The sequence below is a fragment of the Parafilimonas sp. genome (assembly GCF_047606085.1).
Lineage (GTDB): Bacteria > Bacteroidota > Bacteroidia > Chitinophagales > Chitinophagaceae > Parafilimonas.
The window spans coordinates 1-16781 of the sequence record NZ_JASGEX010000189.1; the positions used below are offsets into that span (position 1 = coordinate 1).

The window sequence follows — 16781 nt, forward strand, 5'->3', positions numbered from 1 at the left end:
AAACACAGGATGAATTTGTGCATTGGCTGTTTGCACCTGCTTTATAGGATTGTAAGATGATCTCACATTCCTGCACGTCATTCCCCCGACGCGTTGGGGGAATGACGTGCCAGTGGTTATGTTTTATTGCTTGCTTTACTTAATGTAAGGCTGGCAATAAGAATAGATTTGTACTTTGGCAAATCAATGTTTGCACATTTTTATCCAGAGAGGAGTATAATCAAAATTATGCAGCGATTATAATTGCAGTTGCTCACCAGGAGTTTTTAGAAATGGGTTTTATGTGGCATAAAAAAATAATGCTTTTATTTTTGATGTAAAGGATGCATTGGCAAAGAACTTGCTGATGCAAGGGCTATAATAATATTGAAAAATTTCATTATATACTAATTTCATTTTGATTTATTAGCCAATCTGTTTTTAATTTGAATTTATTTAAATACATTAATTGTGATTAACAAAGGTTCCCGAAACAACCAGCTAACGAAAACCATATTCCGCTGTAATATTTTAAGGCTGTTTATATATTTTATATTTTTTTGTATTGGCTTTTCATCATGCAAGTCCTATAAAAATATACCTTATTTCACAGATTTTCCAGATACTGTTTATCGCACTTCCGTGCAAACACAAGCTTTTAAAAGCCCTGTAATCAAGCCGGATGATCTATTGAATATTACAATAGAAACCATTGACCCGGATATTACAGCTTTATTAAACAGCCCTAATGTAATAACACAGGCGATTGGATCATCTGCAAGTTTGCAACCGCAAACAGTATCTGGTTATCTTGTTGATAAAAACGGAGATGTTGAATTGCCATTCGTTGGAAAATTAAAACTGGAAGGAAATACAACGGTTGAGGCAAGGGAAGTTGTCCGCACAGCCATGCAGAAATACGTAAAAGACCCTATTGTAAATGTAAAGTTCAGCAATTTTAAAATTACTGTATTTGGTGAAGTAGCCCGCCCGGCAACCTATATAATGCCTACTGAAAAAGTAACTTTATTTGATGCTTTAAGCCAGGCCGGGGATCTCACTATTTATGGAAGAAGGGAGAATGTGCTGGTAATACGTGATACCCTGGATAACAAAAAAAACATGGTTCATCTGAACCTCAATTCAAAAGAAATAATGAGCTCGCCTTACTTCTATCTGCAGCCCAACGATGTGGTATATGTGGAGCCCAATAAATCAAAAGCAGCAAGCACCGATGCCGTGCGCAATAGGAATATCACCATTCTCGCTTCCCTGCTTTCAATAATGTTAGTAGTCGCAACAAGAGTTAAATAATTAAATTGCATGAATGACTTTAAAAAAGTAAAATCTGAAGACGAAGATGATTTTGATGTGCAAAAGCTTATTGCACGAATCCTTGATCATTGGAAACTATTTGCCTTTTGCCTGTTTATCTGCCTGCTTTTAAGCGTAGTTTACATCTGGTACACAACTCCTTCTTACAAGGTTCATGCACAGGTATTGATCAAAGACGATCAAAGCGGTAGCACTTCAGCCTTTTCCTTTATTGGAGGTTCCCAAATGCAGCAGCTTGGCAACTTGTTCGGCATAAAAAGCAATGTAAGTGATGAACTTGGCATACTGGAAACGAGGGACCTTGTTGAACAAGTAGTAAAAGACCTTAACCTTAATGTAATATATTATAATGAAGGTTCTGTTAAGTCGTCTGAAATGTATGGGCAAAGCCCTTTTAAAGTTGATTTTATTCCTTTGAATGATTCCATACTGCCTTCAAAGGTTAATATAAAGTTCAATGCTGATCATAATGGATTTGTTTTAGCAAGCGGCGATATAGATATTGGTAATTCAAAGGCTAAATTAGGCGACACAATTATTACTTCCGCAGGTGTGCTTGTATTTTCAAAAACCGGCCTGCCTTTCCAGGGAGAATCTTATGCTGTTTCCTTGAGCTCAGTAGATGCAACTGTAACAAACTTGTCGCCGGATCTTACTGTAAGCATACCCGATGATCAGTCAAATATTATCAGCATAGCTTTAAATACAACCGTACCGCAAAAAGGTGAGGAAATACTGCAAAAGCTGATTGATGTATATATTCAGCGCAATCTTAATGAAAAAAATAAGATATCCGACAGCACATTGGCGTTTATAAAAGACAGGGTAACTATTGTATCCGCAGACTTGAATAATATCGAGGCAAACATCCAGGGTTTTAAACAAAAAAATAAGCTGGCAGATATTGAAGAGCAATCCAAGGCCCTGGTGAGCAATGCCAGTGAGTATTATAATAAACTGAATGAAGTAGATGTACAACTGAATATTGTAAAGATGATGCTGGATGGCGTAAGAGAAGATATCAGGCGGCCTATTCCGGCGCTCATTAACACAGACCCTAATTTTATTTCACTGGTTGAAAAATATAATACGCTCATCAGCCAGCGGGATAAACTTTTACTTTCCACTACAGAGGATAATCCTTTAGTTACAGGTATAAATAACCAGTTAGCTGCTGTGCGTGGCGACATGGTAAAGAATCTTGAGAATCAGCAAAAAGCACTTTTAATAACCAAAAGCAACCTGCAAAACCAGAACAGCCAGATTAATAACATTGTGAGCAACGTGCCGGTACAGGAACGTCAGTATGTTGATCTCTCAAGGGAAAGGGACGTGAAACAGGCGCTTTACCTGTTTTTATTACAGCAGGAGGAAACCACAGCTATTACTAAAGCTTCAAATATACCCAGTGCCAGTATTATAGCTATGCCTAAATCAGAGTTTAAGCCCTATTTCCCTTCTAAATTTATGGTGCTTGCCGTTGGCCTATTCGCAGGCCTTGCCCTGCCGTTTGCCTTTATTGTCATAAAATCTGCTTTAAATAAAACCGTAGAATCAAAAGAAGATATTGTTAATAATACAGATTGCTCCATACTGGCAGAAATAGGCCACAGCGATAAAGTGAATGAGGTATTGAAAGAAGAACATTCCCGTTCAGTATTGGCAGAACAGTTTCGTATTTTTCGAACCAATATGGACTTTCTTGTGTCTGGTAAAAAGTGCCCCAAAATATTGCTTACATCAACCATGACTGGTGAAGGAAAGACCTTTGTGTCTGTAAACCTGGCGCAGGTGTACGCTTACTCCGGCAAGAAAGTTTTACTAATGGAAATGGATTTGCGTAAGCCCAAGCTTTCAAATATGCTCGATATGCCCAACAGCAATGGCTTTACAAATTATATCATTTCTGACAACAGGAATATACATAGCTATATTGAAGAATATAAGGACCATAATAATATTTTTGTTTTAAGCTCAGGCCCCATCCCGCCCAATCCTGCTGAATTATTAATGATGCCTAAGATGAAAGAAATGTTTTCAGCGTTGGAAGCAGAATTTGATATAATCATAATAGATTCTCCTCCCATTGGGGCTGTTACTGATGCGCAGATATTAAGCCGGCATAGCGATGTTAACCTGTATGTTGTACGGCAGGGATATTCTTTTAAAAGAAGCCTTGATATAGTGAATGATTTGGTTGACAATAACAAAATTAATACGTTGTATCTGGTAGTGAATGATGTAAAGCAGGGCGCTTCGTACAGATATGGTTACGGCTATGGTTACGGCTATGGTTACGGTTATGGTTACGGCTACGGTAAAAACAAAAAATAATATCCAACAATATCCCTAAATTATTATTATAAAATGAACAAAAAAAAAATCCTCACATCTCCTTCATCCTTTGGCCAGGTTGGGCCGCAGCCAATTGACATATTAACAGCCAATGGCTTTGAAGTTATAAACAACCCTTACGGAAGAAAATTAACGGAAGACGAAGTGATAGACCTGGCAAAAGATTGTGTAGGTATTGTAGCCGGTGTAGAACCCTTAACTGCAAGGGTAATGGATGCATTGCCCAATCTAAAATGTATCAGCCGCGTTGGCGTTGGCATGGATAATGTTGACCTTGAATATGCCAGGCAAAAAGGAATTATTGTTGTAAATACGCCTGACGGGCCAACGCGCAGTGTGGCAGAATTAACACTTGCCATGACACTTTCTTTGCTCCGTAAAATTCCGCAGGCTGACGCCGCGCTTAAAAGCAAACAATGGAAAAAGCAAACCGGTAACCTTTTTTACAATAAGATAATTGGTGTAATTGGCCTGGGACGCATTGGCCGCCTGGTAGCAGAAATGTTTCGTGGGTTAGGTAATCCTGTCATTGGTTTTGATTTGATAAAGAATGAAGAATGGAGCAGTAAAACCGGTGTGCAATTGGCGGATTTTAATGCCGTGCTTGAAAAAGCCGATATTATAACAGTACATGTGCCGGGTAATGAGGATAAGACGCCTGTTATCGGCATTAATGAAATAGCCATAATGAAAAGCAATGCTTTCATTATAAATATATCAAGAGGCGGTGTGGTTGACGAAGCGGCTTTATACGATGCATTAAAAACAAAAAAGCTGGCTGGCGCTGCAGTGGATGTTTTCTCGGAGGAACCTTACAGCGGACCTTTATGTGATCTGAATAATATTATTTTAACGCCACATCTTGGATCGTATGCCGAAGAAGGTAAACTGCAAATGGAAATTGACGCCGTGGAAAATCTTATAAAAAATCTATAATTATTTAATCATCTTTTAAATCAAATCCAATATTATAACTATGAAATTTAAAGCAGGCATAATTGGTTATGGTAAAATGGGCCAAACACGTCATCAGGCCATTAATGAATTAAAATGCGCTGCCATAACTGCTGTTTCCGAGCCTAACCTGAAAGAAGAACTCGAAGGCATTCCCAATGTATCGCATGAAAAAATTATCAATCACCCGGAAATTGATGCAGTAATAGTTTGCACACCCAACTTTTTAAATAAAGATCTTACTATAAGGTCTTTAAATGCAGGCAAACATGTTTTTTGCGAAAAACCCCCTGCCTTTACCGCTAAAGAGGTAGAAGAAATAAAAGAAGCTGAAGCAAAAAGTGGCAAAAAGCTGATGTACGGTTTTAACCACCGCCACCACGATAGTGTTATCCGCATGAAAGAAATGATTGACAGCGGCAGCTACGGTAAAGTTTTATGGTTAAGAGGCCGCTATGGTAAAAGCGTTACCGAAGATTATTTTAATCAGTGGCGTGCCAAAAAAGAACTGGCCGGCGGCGGTATATTACTTGACCAGGGCATACACATGCTCGACCTGTTCCTGTATTTATCAGGCGATTATGATGTGGTGAAAGCTGAGGTGTCTAACCTGTATTGGCACATGGATGTGGAAGACAATGCTTTTGTAATATTGAAAGATTCCAAAACAGGCAAGGTGGCTTCCCTGCATTCAACTATGACGCAATGGAGACATCTCTTCTCCCTCGAAATATTTTTGGAAAAAGGATATATGGTATTGAATGGCATCATTACTTCTACCATGGCTTATGGAGAAGAAGTATTGTCTGTGGCACGAAACAGATCAACAGCCCCTGCGGCAACATGGAAGGATGAAGTATTAACCAAATATGTGAGCAATAACAGCTGGCGCTATGAAATGGATCATTTCTTTAGTGCAATTGAAAAGGATACACCAATCACAATCGGAAACTCCGATGATGCGCTTAAACTGATGCGAATTATAGATGCTGTATATCAGCAAAAAGATTTTTAATTTTTGAACATTATTTTATCAAGAGTTGTTATGTTAATGATGAATTGTCGTATTTAAAGTAAGCAGTGAGTGTGTTCCTGTAATTACTCACTATTCACAGCTTACACTTAACTTAACAGTAGCAAGAATATTAATAGTTAATTATTTTTTTAATTTTAAAAAATATAATATGGGAAACTCTGAAAAAGTAACAAATTACCTGGCCGGTTATAAAGACCGCCTTACCAGCATCCTTGAACAGATAGACGCTGCAGTGCTTACAAAAGTTATAGACGCAATGATAACTGCTTTTAAAAACGGCAAAACAGTATATGTAATTGGTAATGGCGGCAGCGCTGCCACCGCTTCGCACATGCAGGCTGATTTTAGTTTTTTTGTAAGGTATTTTACAAAATTCCGCCCGCGCATTATTGCCTTAACAGATAATGCGCCTATCATTACGGCTGTGGGTAATGATACATCGTTTGATGATATTTTTGTAGAGCAGCTTAGGGGGCGTTTCACAGAAGGCGATGTTTTGATCGCCATATCTGCCAGCGGCAATTCGCCTAACCTGGTTAAGGCGGCTGAATTTGCCAATTCATTAGGCGGCGCTACCATTGCCTTCACAGGGTTTTTAGGAGGTAAGCTGAAAGAAATTTCCACCATTCCACTATACACGCCAAACCCAAAAGGCGATTATGGCCCGATAGAAGATGTGCACATGATATTGAACCATGTTATCGTAAACTATTTGTCAACGGATGAAGATTTTCTTGCAATACCTGTAAACTAAAAAAACATGCCCGATACGCAATCGAAAGTGGTTATTGATCTTACAGGAAAAACAGCATTGGTTACAGGCGGCACAAGAGGCATTGGCAAAGCTATTGCCGATAAGTTTCTTGATGCAGGCGCCACTGTGTATGTTACCGGAACGCGAAAAGAAGAGATTGACAGATTGAACGCTGAAAATAAAATTGAAAGCCTGCATTACCTGCAGGCCGATTTTTCTTCGGAAGCAACTATTCTTCAGTTCAGCAATAGCCTGTCTCAGTTTGAAAGGATTGATATACTGGTTAACAATGCAGGCATTAATAAGATTAATCTTAATACGGAAACAACAATAGAAGATTATAACCTGTTAACAGACGTAAATCTTAAAGCGCCTTATGCCGTGGCAAAGGAAGCCAGCAAACTGATGAAGAAGAATGGCTATGGCCGTATTGTGAATATAACTTCTATCTGGAGCGCCATAACAAGGCCCGGCCGCAGTATTTACACTACAACAAAATGGGGCATAGCCGGCCTTACAAAAACCCTGTCTGTGGAACTTGCTGCTGAAGGCGTACTGGTAAATTCGGTGGGCCCGGGCTTTACATTAACCGAGCTTACAGCCAATACCAATACACCGGAAGAAATACAAAAACTGGCTGAAGTAATTCCTATTAAAAGGTTCGCGCAGCCTTACGAAATTGCCAATCTTGTTTTGTTTCTCTGCAGCGAGCTTAATTCCTATTTAACCGGCCAGAACTTAATTATAGACGGAGGATATTGCAATGTATAATTTCACGGTAAAATCATCTATACACGATTATGAAGTGCTGTTTATTGACGGCACTAAAAAAACATTACAGGAAGTTTTAAAGAAAGGCGATGTTATCATTATAGACAGGAAGGTGCAGGATTTGTATAAAACCGACCTGGAAGAAACGCTCAATAATTATTATCACATAAGCATTGATGCAAACGAAAAGCAGAAAAGCTACCAGGGCGCCATGCCTGTAATACAGGAACTGATTGATAACGGGTTTAGGAAAAACCACCGCCTTATAGCCATTGGAGGCGGCATCACGCAAGACCTTACAGCGTTTATGGCTTCTATACTGTATCGCGGTGTTGACTGGTATTTCTTTCCCACGTCTTTGCTGGCTCAGGGCGATAGCTGCATCGGCAGCAAAACATCCATTAATTTCAACCAGTATAAAAACCAGGTTGGCGGGTTTTATCCTCCCAATAAAATTTTTATCAATACTGCATTTTTAAACACGCTTTCATTGCCTGAATTAAAATCAGGCCTCGGTGAAATGCTGCACTATTTTATTGTATCGGGCGAAGAAGATTTCAGGCGGTTTAAAAACGATTATCCTTTTGCCTTAAAGGATAAAGAGGTGCTTAAAGGCATTATTGCGCGCAGCCTTGCCATTAAGAAAAGCTATATTGAAATTGATGAGTTTGATAAAAAGGAAAGACAGGTGTTTAATTATGGCCACACTTTTGGCCACGCCATAGAGTCGCTTACCAATTACCGCATACCGCATGGCATTGCAGTAAGCTATGGCATGGATATGGCCAATTTTATTTCCGTGAAGAAAGGTTATATTCCGGAAACAGTAAGAGATGATGTGCGTGAGTTAGTGCAGCAAATATGGGAAGGTGCTCATATAACGGATATTTCTCTTGACACCTATATCACCGCTTTAAGCAAAGACAAAAAAAATGTAGATACCCGGTTAGGCCTAATATTAAGCAAAGGCCTGGGTAAAATTTTTAAAGACCTTACCCCGCCTGATGATACTTTTAAAAGCTGGCTTAAGGAATATTTCGATACACAATTAAACTAATTTTAATGGTTGTTGGCACTCTGTCCAATATCGGCACGTATAAAGCTTTATCGCCTGATATTTATGCAGGGCTTGAATTTCTTAAAAATGCAGACGCATCCATAGCTTTGGGCGAATACCCGATAAATGAAAATGTAAAGGCTGTTGTGAGCGAGTATAAAACAGTTGAGCTTTTTGAACGGGGTTATGAAGCGCATAAGCATGTAATAGACATTCAATATCCTGTACGGGGCATGGAAAGGGTGAAGTGGTCTGATATAGAGGGCATGAACATACGTATACCTTACGATGAAAAGAAAGACCGCACTTTTTATAAAGACCCCTCGCCGCAGGGCACACATGTGGACATAGGCAACGGCATATTTGCCATCATGTTTCCTGAAGACGGCCACAGCCCGCAGCATTATATTACCGGGCCTGAACTGATAAAAAAAATAACCATAAAAGTTTCTATTTAATGTCGCAAACAGTAAAAGCACTGGTACCTATGAAAGGGCATTCTGAACGTGTGCCCAATAAAAACATACGCCCGCTTGCAGGCAAGCCCTGCTTTCATTGGGTGATGGAAGCATTAAGCAACAGCAGGTATATTGATGAAATCGTTGTAAATACCGATTCGCGGGAAATAGCCAAAAGCGCAAAAGATAATTTTGAAAAGGTGAAAATTCTTGAAAGGCCGGATTTCCTGTTGGGAGACATGGTAAGCATACAGCCTTTGATAGAATACGATCTTGCCAATTCTGATGGCGAATATTACCTGCAGACACACAGCACCAACCCCCTGCTTACAACAAAAACGATAGATAAAGCCATAGAAGCTTTTTTTGCACAAAAAGAACATGATGCCTTGTTTTCGGTAACCGAGATTAAAACACGCTTTTACTGGCCAGACGGCAGAGGCGTAAACCACGATCCTGCACATTTGATAAGAACGCAGGACCTTGAGCCTATTTATCACGAAAATTCCTGTTTTTATATTTTTTCGAGAGAAACCAATAATAAAATAAAAAACAGGCTGGGCAGCAACCCGATGATGTTCGCCATAGACAGGCTTGAAGCCGCGGACATAGATGATTTGGAAGATTTTTACTGGGCAGAATTCTTAATGCTGAAAAAGCTTGGAAAAATTTAAAGTAATCATTCATTAAATCACATAAAATGATCGTTGACGTTTTGTCTAATCTTGAATTTTATAAATCAATCAGTACAGATTTTTATGAAGGGTTGAAGTTTATTCAGCAGGCTGATGTTGAAATACCCCTGGGCGAATATCCTTTAACGCCAACTGCAAAAGCCATCGTTATGGAATATGAAACAAAAGTGGGTGAAAATGGTTTTGGATACGAAGCGCACAGGCATCTTATAGATATTCAATATTGCATTAAAGGTTCTGAACGTATTTATTGGCATAATCTTGACGATGCACTGGCGCCACATACAACATATAATGCAGAAAAAGATTTTACTTTTTTCACCTGGGTGCCGGAACAGGGAGAAGTTGTAATCGGCAATAATGTTTTTTCCATATTCTATCCCGGCGATGCGCATGCACCAGTATTTAGCACAAGTGATAAACCGGAATTGATTAAAAAGATTGTAATAAAAGTTTCTATATAGTTATGAAGAATACAACACTTAAGCAGCGGCTTAAGCATAAAGAAAATACCATTGGTTCATGGATAACTATTGGCCACCAGGTTGTAATTGATGTATTATCCAACGCCGGTTTTGACTGGCTTTGCATTGATCTTGAACATACTGCCGTAGATTTTAATGAACTGCAGGTATTAATAGGTTTCATTCAATCCTATAATATGGCGGCTTTAGTGCGGGTGTACAAAAACGAAGAAGTAGTTATTAAGCGGGCCCTCGATTCAGGGGCTGATGGCATAATCGTTCCAATGATATGTTCAGGGCAGGAAGCAAAGCAGGCTGTTGAATATGCTAAATATCCCCCCGTTGGAAAAAGAGGCGTGGGCCTGAACCGCGCCCAGCGTTATGGTTTTGGGTTTGACGAATATAAAAAATGGGTGGATGAAAGCCTTGTTGTTATTGCGCAGATAGAGCACATTGATGGAGTAAATAACATAGAGGAAATTATACGAACGGAAGGCATTGATGGCGTATTTATAGGGCCGTATGATCTCTCGGCGTCGCTGGGCATACCTGGGAAGTATAATGAACCAATAGTGATAGAAGCTTTAAAAAAGTTTGAAGATGCCTGTCTTGCAGGTAATATTTCTATGGGTTATCATGTAGTAGAACCCGATTTTAACCTGGTGAAAGACAAACAGAGTGCAGGGTACAGTTTTATAGCTTTCAGTACGGACTTTTTATTTATGGGAAAAAAGGCTGCTAGTGAAATGAAAAATAAAATTTAATGAGCCGTTTTAAATATTTAAAGAATATCTCTTTTAATGAACTTTCTGCAGAGCGTATTATTAATGCTTTTAAAGTAAGGGTAAAAGATTTACCTCATTTGATCGAATGGAGATTGAATGGCAGGAAAGCAAAAACCAATAAAGATAAAATAAGATCTTTTCATAATATACACAAAGGAAGGCGCTGTTTTATTGTTGCCAATGGCCCCAGCCTTAAACAAACCGATTTAAGCCTTTTAAAAGATGAAATAACCATTGGCATGAACAGGATATATTTATCTTCTGCGCAAAATGGTTTTATACCAACTTACATTGTTGTACATGATATACCGGTGCAATTAATGCAATTTACGAAGGATTTTGATGATCTTAAACTCCCGAAGTTTTTTAACTGGAATGCCCGTAAACATTTCACACTTAAAGAAAATATCACTTTTATACGCTCTGATTATACGCCGAAATTTTCAGAAGATTTAACTAAAACATCATGGGGGGGGCATAGCGTTACCAATATCTGTATTCAGCTTGCTTATTATATGGGATTTAATGAAGTTTATCTTGTTGGTAAAGATCATAACTATGAACAGAAAGGCGTGCCGGGCAAGTTGGTGCAATCTACAGGCGATGAAAGCAACCACTTTACAAAAGGATATTACAAAAAAGGAATGGGTTGGCGAATACCTGATTATAAAGGTGAAGAACTTGCTTACGCAATGGCAAGAGAGGCTTTTGAAAAAGCAGGAAGAATAATAAAGGATGCTACCATACATGGTAAATTACAGGTTTTTGACAAAGTTGATTACTATACACTTTTTAAAAACAACATTTGATAATGTCGCTTATATCAAAAGGAATCAGCACTATAAAAAATGATGGGATTAAAGTTTTTGTTGACAGAACAATAAAATATTCAATTGTAAAAATAAAGCGCCTCGTACAAAAAAAAGATAAGGCTAATATTGAAAAATGGAAATATCTTAAAGACAAGTATAAAGGAAAAAGAGTTTTTATAATTGGTAACGGCCCAAGCCTGAATATAACACCATTGTACTTACTAAAAAACGAATATACAATGGCTTTTAACCGGTTTAATTTAATGTTTGAACGGTTAAACTGGAAGCCTGACTTCTATGTAGTAACAGATGATCTTGTAATAAAAGATATGTATAACGAGATAAATAATGAAATACTTCCTTGCGTACAATATGCTTTTTTTCCTGACCTGCACCCATCTAATGTTAATTTTAAAAGCTATATAGAAAACCGCGAAAATGTATATTGGTTAAATACTGATAAATCTGAATACAGAACTGATTTGCCTAATTGCGGCATTAATAAAACGGTTATAAATGCGGGTATGCAAATTGCAGCATACCTTGGTTTTACTGAAATATATCTTATAGGTGTTGACATGACTTTTGAAGATCAAAAAGTAAAAAAATTAAATTCCCGTAATTGGGAGGCAAGCGAACATGATCCAAATCATTTTGACCCGCGATATTTTGGCAAAGGAAGAAAATACCATAACCCCACAGTGCATGAAATGATAGAGAAGTTTGAAACCGGGAAACATTTTTTTAATTCATTAGGAGTGAATGTTTATAATGCGGGTGTAGGTGGCAAACTTGAGGTTTTTCCACGCAAAGATTTTAGCAGCCTGTTTTTGTACGATGAGCAATATATAGTTGATTTCTTATCGGAAATTATGCTGTTAAAACAAAAAGAGCTAAAGTTTGATTTTATTATTGCAAACGCTATAGCTATAAAGAACGAGCAAGAACTTAGTGCATTAAAGATGGTAAAAACTGATTTAAACACTGCGTTACAATTAATCCCTAAATTGATAGATAACTATTTACCAATCGGGCCTTATAAGCAGGAGTATTTTTTTATTAAAAAACAGTTATAAATAAAGCATTGCTTTAAATTTTGCTGTACCAATTCCATTTGTCTAAAATGGCTTCAATATATAATTTGACTTGTTCATGAAATTGTTTAAAAAAGTTTGGAACTCCACAACTATAACCACTTGGGCAAGTTATTCAGTGCAAGCATTAAATATTGTTGTAGTATTACCCCTTGTTTTAAAAAAATTCAGCGCAGAAAATATAGTGTTATGGTATTTATTTTCTACCATTTTAACCCTGCTTAGCATAGCCGATTTTGGGTTTAGAACTACATTTTCCCGTAATATTTCTTATGCTTTTGGAGGAGCCAAAGAACTAAAGACATTTGTTTTTTCAAACGAAAATGATAGCTCAACCGAATTATCCCCCAACCTTTCACTGCTTCACGGGGTAGTGTCAACCATGAAGTATACTTACGTGTGGCTTACTTTAATATTAGCTGTTTTACTGGGAACATTTGGAACATGGTCAATGATGAAGCCGATAGGGCTTACCAACAATATTAATGAAGCCTGGTGGTGTTGGGTTATTGTAGCTGTTGGTTCTTGTATCAGATTTTATGGTAAAACCTATATGAATTTCCTTGAAGGGCTGTTTAAAATAGCAACGGTAAGGCGCGTGGAAGCATTAACCTCGCTGGGCAGCATTGTTTCGGGCATTTTGGTTTTATTGTACAAGCCATCCTTAATAAATTTAGTAGCGGTTACCCAGTTTTGGTTTTTAATAGTTGTTTTCAGAGACTGGTACTTGTGTCACAGGGTTAATGATGGAATATATTACAGCGTATCTAAAAAGCTGCCTTTTGATAAGCAGATGTTCTTAACTATATGGAAACCCGCATGGAAGAGTGGGATTGCAAGCTTTATGTCTATAGGATTAACAAATTTAACCAGTATTGTTTATGCGCAAAGCAGTTCTTCTTCTTCTGTAGCATCATATTTAATGGCTTTTAGGTTAATTGACCAGTTAAAAATAGTCTCAATGGCGCCTCTGTATAGCAAAATACCTTTATTAGCACAACTTCGGGTTCAAAACAACCAGCCTAAACTATTAAATATAGCGATTAGAGGTGTAAGCCTTAGCCACTTAACTTTTATGCTGGGCTTTGTATTCATTGGTATGTTTTCAACTGAATTATTGCATATCATTCATAGCAATGTGCCTTTTGTTAGCCAGTCAATGTGGATGCTTTTAGGTTTTGCTTTTTTTGTTCAAAGATATGGGGCAATGCACATTCAAATTTATTTGTCAACAAATCATGTAATTTCACATATTGCCGATGGGGTTTCAGGGTTGCTCTATATAATTTCTGCCTTATTATTGAAAGAATATATAGGCGTATATGCAATTCCGGCAGGTATGATTATAGGATACCTTGGATTTTATTCATGGTTTGCGGCAAGGTATTCTTATAGGTCTTTAAATGCAAAATTTTGGTATTTTGAGAAGAAAACTACTTTATTAGCATTACTAATTTTTATATTTTATATAGCCTTTAGCTTGTTTAAGTAAATATGAAATTATCGGTATTTGCAATTTTTTTACTCATTATGGGTTTGCAACATATTTCAAACTTTCTTGTAGCATTACCCATTTTAATAATGGTGCCTCAGGTAATTAAATACATTTTAGCGCCTAAGTATATTACTTTCAATCAGGTTATTTCAGCAAATAAAATTTTTTTCTTGTTTGCTATTATTATTATTATTGGAATTATAAGAACAAACAAGCCGGATACGCCTTTCGAAAATATAGTTTCCCAATCTTTATTAATACTTCTTTTAATTTTATTAATTAATGGTATTGCTTTCTATCATTTACATAAACACAGGGACTGGAAGAAATTGGTGCTGAACTATATTTTAGTGCCATTTGCATTGTTTAGCCTTCTTAATTTAGTTTTGTTTTTTGGTAATGTAAAACTTCCGATTTCTGGTTCTGAAGCAAATGAAGGTTATATTGCAGATGCCGTGTTGCTTTCGAAGTTTGGCATTTCAATTAAGAGAGTTGTTTTTCCTTTAGCTACGGGAATAAATAATTATGCCATATATGTAGGAGGGTCATTAGCTATATCCTTCTCTTTTTTATTGTATTACCCAAAAGATAGATATATATCGGGATTCTGCACTGGTATTTTTGTAATGACCCTTTTGTTTACAGATTCAAGAGGTGCCCTTTTTTATCCTATCTTAATAAACTTGTTTTTATTGCTTTTTAGACATTCCAGTAAATTGGGTAGGCAATGGCAGTGGTTGTGTTGGCTTGTGATGTTTGGGCCTCTGGTTTTTTATTTTTTATTGCCTTGGTTATCTAATTTAAGTCTTTTTCAAACTATATCCCGCAAAAGCTCAGATTTGGCTACCGGTAACGACAGGACTTTGAAATGGACTCTTTCATTTATCGAATTTTATCAGGTTAAATTTCAGCACGTTTTTGGCTGGGGAATGTTTGGGCATTATGCATCTGGGGTCTCAAAATTTTGGTCAATAAATTCGGATCGCGATACTGCAGAAATATCCTTAACGCCCCATAGTACGCTATTTTCTATTTTATTTGATTATGGATATGTTGGTCTTCTACTTTATATAACCGTTTTATGGCAAACTATGCATAAAATAAGAAAGATATGGCAATATGACAGAACAGTTGCCTTGCCTTTATTGGCTTTTTTTATTTATAATATTATATCAGGCATAACAGAGTCTCTATGTGGTACATATTCGATGGATTATTTATTCTTATTGATCATTTATTTAACCGTAATTAATGTTATGCATTACTATATAGTATATGGCTTTAATATTAAAGTAAAAAGGTCTGCAAAAAGAATTATTGATTAAATAATGTTGTGAGTTGCTAAATATGCGATTTAAAAATTCGATGAAAATAATTGTTTTAATTGCTGTATTTATAGTAAGCTACTTTATAGCGATACCAAAAAATAGTGCTTACAATTTTTTGGTAGCCCCTCAAGATTTAAAAAGCGATTTCTCGTCTAATGTTAACCATCCTTTAAAAAAAAGCAAAAAGAATACTTTAACCGATAATACACTCAGGGAGGCCTATAAAAATTATTTTCTTGTAGGGGTAGCTATAAACCCGGAAATAGATTTAAAAGACAAGATGAGAGCAGATTTAATAAAAAAACAGTTTTCTTATATATGCGCTAAAAGAGCCTTACAACCCTATGCATTACACCCTAAAGAAAATGTATTTAACTGGACGGCTGGTAATACCCTGCTAAATTTTGCGGAATCGAATAATATGAAAGTGATGGGCAGTTTTCTTGTATGGTATAGGGAAAATCACATGCCTGACTGGTTTTATAAAGGTGGGGACAAAACTGTAAGTAAACAGTTGCTTTTAAAAAGATTAAAAGATCATATAGACACTGTCTTAACACATTACAAAGGAAAAATTTATACATGGAATGTTGTTAATGAAGCTATTTCTAATAAAAATGGGATGTTATTTAACCCGGCAGATTCTTTATATAAAATTGCCGGAGAAGACTATATAACAAAAGCATTCGAGTATGCGAGGGCAGCAGATCCAAATGCACAACTTTTTTATAACGATTTTATGTATGATCAGACAAAAAGCGACAACATGTATAGGCTGATAAAAAAATGGAAAGAAGCCGGCGTGCCTATTGATGGGATAGGCTTGGAGTGCCACTATGGAATTGATGGAATAAATGCCCAATTATTGCAACAGGCTATTGATCGCTTCAGTGCTTTGGGATTAAAAATTCAAATAACAGAATTAGACGTCTCTATTTATAAAAGAAATGCAAAACCTGCAGACATTCTAAGTGAAAATTTCAATTCAAACATAAGAAAAACACAGGCAGAAATATATAAGCAACTTTTTGAAATTTTTAGAAAAAATAAAGGTAAAATTACCGGAGTTACTCTATTTGGTGCAGATGATGGGCAGGAAAGTTATCTAACCACAAAACTTAAAAAGAGTAATTATCCTTATATCTTTGATCAAAGCAAGCAACCAAAGGAAGCATTTGAATCAATCGTTAATTTTTAATCCACCAAAGGCGTACTGTATGGGCCCGCATGCGCAAACAGGCAATCGTGCACACGGTAAAGTGCCAATGTTTCCGTTTACCGGCAACTTGCCCAAAGAAGATTTAATCCTGTCATACAAGGAAAGGATATGAAGAATGCTTGACCGGCAGATATTGTACATCGCTTATAAACGCATAAATTTGTAAACAAACATCCCGCGGTAAACCTGA

16 protein-coding genes are annotated in these 16781 nt (G+C 37.0%); all 16 read left to right on the plus strand.

What is annotated here, in order from left to right:
• Positions 1-621: 621 nt before the first annotated feature.
• Positions 622-1293 carry a polysaccharide biosynthesis/export family protein gene (locus QM629_RS16490; RefSeq protein ID WP_415160991.1) on the plus strand — a complete coding sequence of 224 codons (672 nt, stop codon included), beginning with the start codon at positions 622-624 and terminating at the stop codon, positions 1291-1293.
• 9 nt (positions 1294-1302) lie between these two features.
• On the plus strand, positions 1303-3648 hold the full coding sequence (locus tag QM629_RS16495) for a GumC family protein (protein ID WP_415160992.1): 2346 nt from the start codon (positions 1303-1305) through the stop codon (positions 3646-3648).
• Positions 3649-3681: 33 nt separating this feature from the next.
• On the plus strand, positions 3682-4605 hold the full coding sequence (locus tag QM629_RS16500; protein ID WP_415160993.1) for a phosphoglycerate dehydrogenase: 924 nt from the start codon (positions 3682-3684) through the stop codon (positions 4603-4605).
• Between the two features lie 40 nt (positions 4606-4645).
• Positions 4646-5638 (plus strand): Gfo/Idh/MocA family protein, encoded by a 993-nt coding sequence (locus QM629_RS16505; protein WP_415160994.1) that lies wholly within the window; start codon positions 4646-4648, stop codon positions 5636-5638.
• Between the two features lie 169 nt (positions 5639-5807).
• Positions 5808-6413, plus strand: coding sequence for an SIS domain-containing protein (locus tag QM629_RS16510; protein WP_415160995.1), 606 nt, complete (start codon positions 5808-5810; stop codon positions 6411-6413).
• Positions 6414-6419: 6 nt separating this feature from the next.
• Positions 6420-7184: an SDR family NAD(P)-dependent oxidoreductase gene (locus QM629_RS16515; RefSeq protein ID WP_415160996.1), complete on the plus strand. Its 765-nt coding sequence runs from the start codon at positions 6420-6422 to the stop codon at positions 7182-7184.
• Positions 7177-8241: an AroB-related putative sugar phosphate phospholyase (cyclizing) gene (locus QM629_RS16520; protein WP_415160997.1), complete on the plus strand. Its 1065-nt coding sequence runs from the start codon at positions 7177-7179 to the stop codon at positions 8239-8241. The genes QM629_RS16515 and QM629_RS16520 overlap by 8 nt, the downstream gene beginning before the upstream one ends.
• Before the next feature lie 5 nt (positions 8242-8246).
• Positions 8247-8699: a YhcH/YjgK/YiaL family protein gene (locus tag QM629_RS16525; RefSeq protein WP_415160998.1), complete on the plus strand. Its 453-nt coding sequence runs from the start codon at positions 8247-8249 to the stop codon at positions 8697-8699.
• Positions 8699-9373: a cytidylyltransferase domain-containing protein gene (locus QM629_RS16530; RefSeq protein WP_415160999.1), complete on the plus strand. Its 675-nt coding sequence runs from the start codon at positions 8699-8701 to the stop codon at positions 9371-9373. Before QM629_RS16525 ends, QM629_RS16530 begins: the two co-directional genes overlap by 1 nt.
• A 26-nt stretch (positions 9374-9399) precedes the next feature.
• Positions 9400-9858 carry a YhcH/YjgK/YiaL family protein gene (locus QM629_RS16535; protein ID WP_415161000.1) on the plus strand — a complete coding sequence of 153 codons (459 nt, stop codon included), beginning with the start codon at positions 9400-9402 and terminating at the stop codon, positions 9856-9858.
• Between the two features lie 2 nt (positions 9859-9860).
• Positions 9861-10622, plus strand: coding sequence for an HpcH/HpaI aldolase family protein (locus QM629_RS16540; protein WP_415161001.1), 762 nt, complete (start codon positions 9861-9863; stop codon positions 10620-10622).
• Entirely contained in the window at positions 10622-11452 is an 831-nt protein-coding gene (locus QM629_RS16545; RefSeq protein WP_415161002.1) for a 6-hydroxymethylpterin diphosphokinase MptE-like protein, read from the plus strand. Before QM629_RS16540 ends, QM629_RS16545 begins: the two co-directional genes overlap by 1 nt.
• Before the next feature lie 2 nt (positions 11453-11454).
• Positions 11455-12531 (plus strand): 6-hydroxymethylpterin diphosphokinase MptE-like protein, encoded by a 1077-nt coding sequence (locus QM629_RS16550; protein WP_415161003.1) that lies wholly within the window; start codon positions 11455-11457, stop codon positions 12529-12531.
• A 76-nt stretch (positions 12532-12607) separates the two neighbouring features.
• A complete protein-coding gene (locus QM629_RS16555) occupies positions 12608-14041 on the plus strand; it encodes a hypothetical protein (RefSeq protein ID WP_415161004.1) in 1434 nt (477 codons plus the stop codon).
• Positions 14042-14043: 2 nt separating this feature from the next.
• Positions 14044-15369, plus strand: coding sequence for an O-antigen ligase family protein (locus QM629_RS16560; RefSeq protein ID WP_415161005.1), 1326 nt, complete (start codon positions 14044-14046; stop codon positions 15367-15369).
• Positions 15370-15409: 40 nt separating this feature from the next.
• The gene (locus QM629_RS16565) at positions 15410-16570 is read left to right on the plus strand and encodes an endo-1,4-beta-xylanase (RefSeq protein ID WP_415161006.1); all 1161 of its coding nucleotides are present in this window, start codon (positions 15410-15412) and stop codon (positions 16568-16570) included.
• Positions 16571-16781 lie beyond the last annotated feature (211 nt).

Bases quoted from the DNA above. Each gene is read 5' to 3' on its own strand.
- QM629_RS16495 (WP_415160992.1), top strand. From the start codon at position 1,303: ATGAATGACTTTAAAAAAGTAAAATCTGAAGACGAAGATGATTTTGAT.
- QM629_RS16500 (WP_415160993.1), top strand. From the start codon at position 3,682: ATGAACAAAAAAAAAATCCTCACATCTCCTTCATCCTTTGGCCAGGTT.
- QM629_RS16505 (WP_415160994.1), top strand. From the start codon at position 4,646: ATGAAATTTAAAGCAGGCATAATTGGTTATGGTAAAATGGGCCAAACA.
- QM629_RS16510 (WP_415160995.1), top strand. From the start codon at position 5,808: ATGGGAAACTCTGAAAAAGTAACAAATTACCTGGCCGGTTATAAAGAC.
- QM629_RS16515 (WP_415160996.1), top strand. From the start codon at position 6,420: ATGCCCGATACGCAATCGAAAGTGGTTATTGATCTTACAGGAAAAACA.
- QM629_RS16520 (WP_415160997.1), top strand. From the start codon at position 7,177: ATGTATAATTTCACGGTAAAATCATCTATACACGATTATGAAGTGCTG.
- QM629_RS16525 (WP_415160998.1), top strand. From the start codon at position 8,247: ATGGTTGTTGGCACTCTGTCCAATATCGGCACGTATAAAGCTTTATCG.
- QM629_RS16530 (WP_415160999.1), top strand. From the start codon at position 8,699: ATGTCGCAAACAGTAAAAGCACTGGTACCTATGAAAGGGCATTCTGAA.
- QM629_RS16535 (WP_415161000.1), top strand. From the start codon at position 9,400: ATGATCGTTGACGTTTTGTCTAATCTTGAATTTTATAAATCAATCAGT.
- QM629_RS16540 (WP_415161001.1), top strand. From the start codon at position 9,861: ATGAAGAATACAACACTTAAGCAGCGGCTTAAGCATAAAGAAAATACC.
- QM629_RS16545 (WP_415161002.1), top strand. From the start codon at position 10,622: ATGAGCCGTTTTAAATATTTAAAGAATATCTCTTTTAATGAACTTTCT.
- QM629_RS16550 (WP_415161003.1), top strand. From the start codon at position 11,455: ATGTCGCTTATATCAAAAGGAATCAGCACTATAAAAAATGATGGGATT.
- QM629_RS16555 (WP_415161004.1), top strand. From the start codon at position 12,608: ATGAAATTGTTTAAAAAAGTTTGGAACTCCACAACTATAACCACTTGG.
- QM629_RS16560 (WP_415161005.1), top strand. From the start codon at position 14,044: ATGAAATTATCGGTATTTGCAATTTTTTTACTCATTATGGGTTTGCAA.
- QM629_RS16565 (WP_415161006.1), top strand. From the start codon at position 15,410: ATGAAAATAATTGTTTTAATTGCTGTATTTATAGTAAGCTACTTTATA.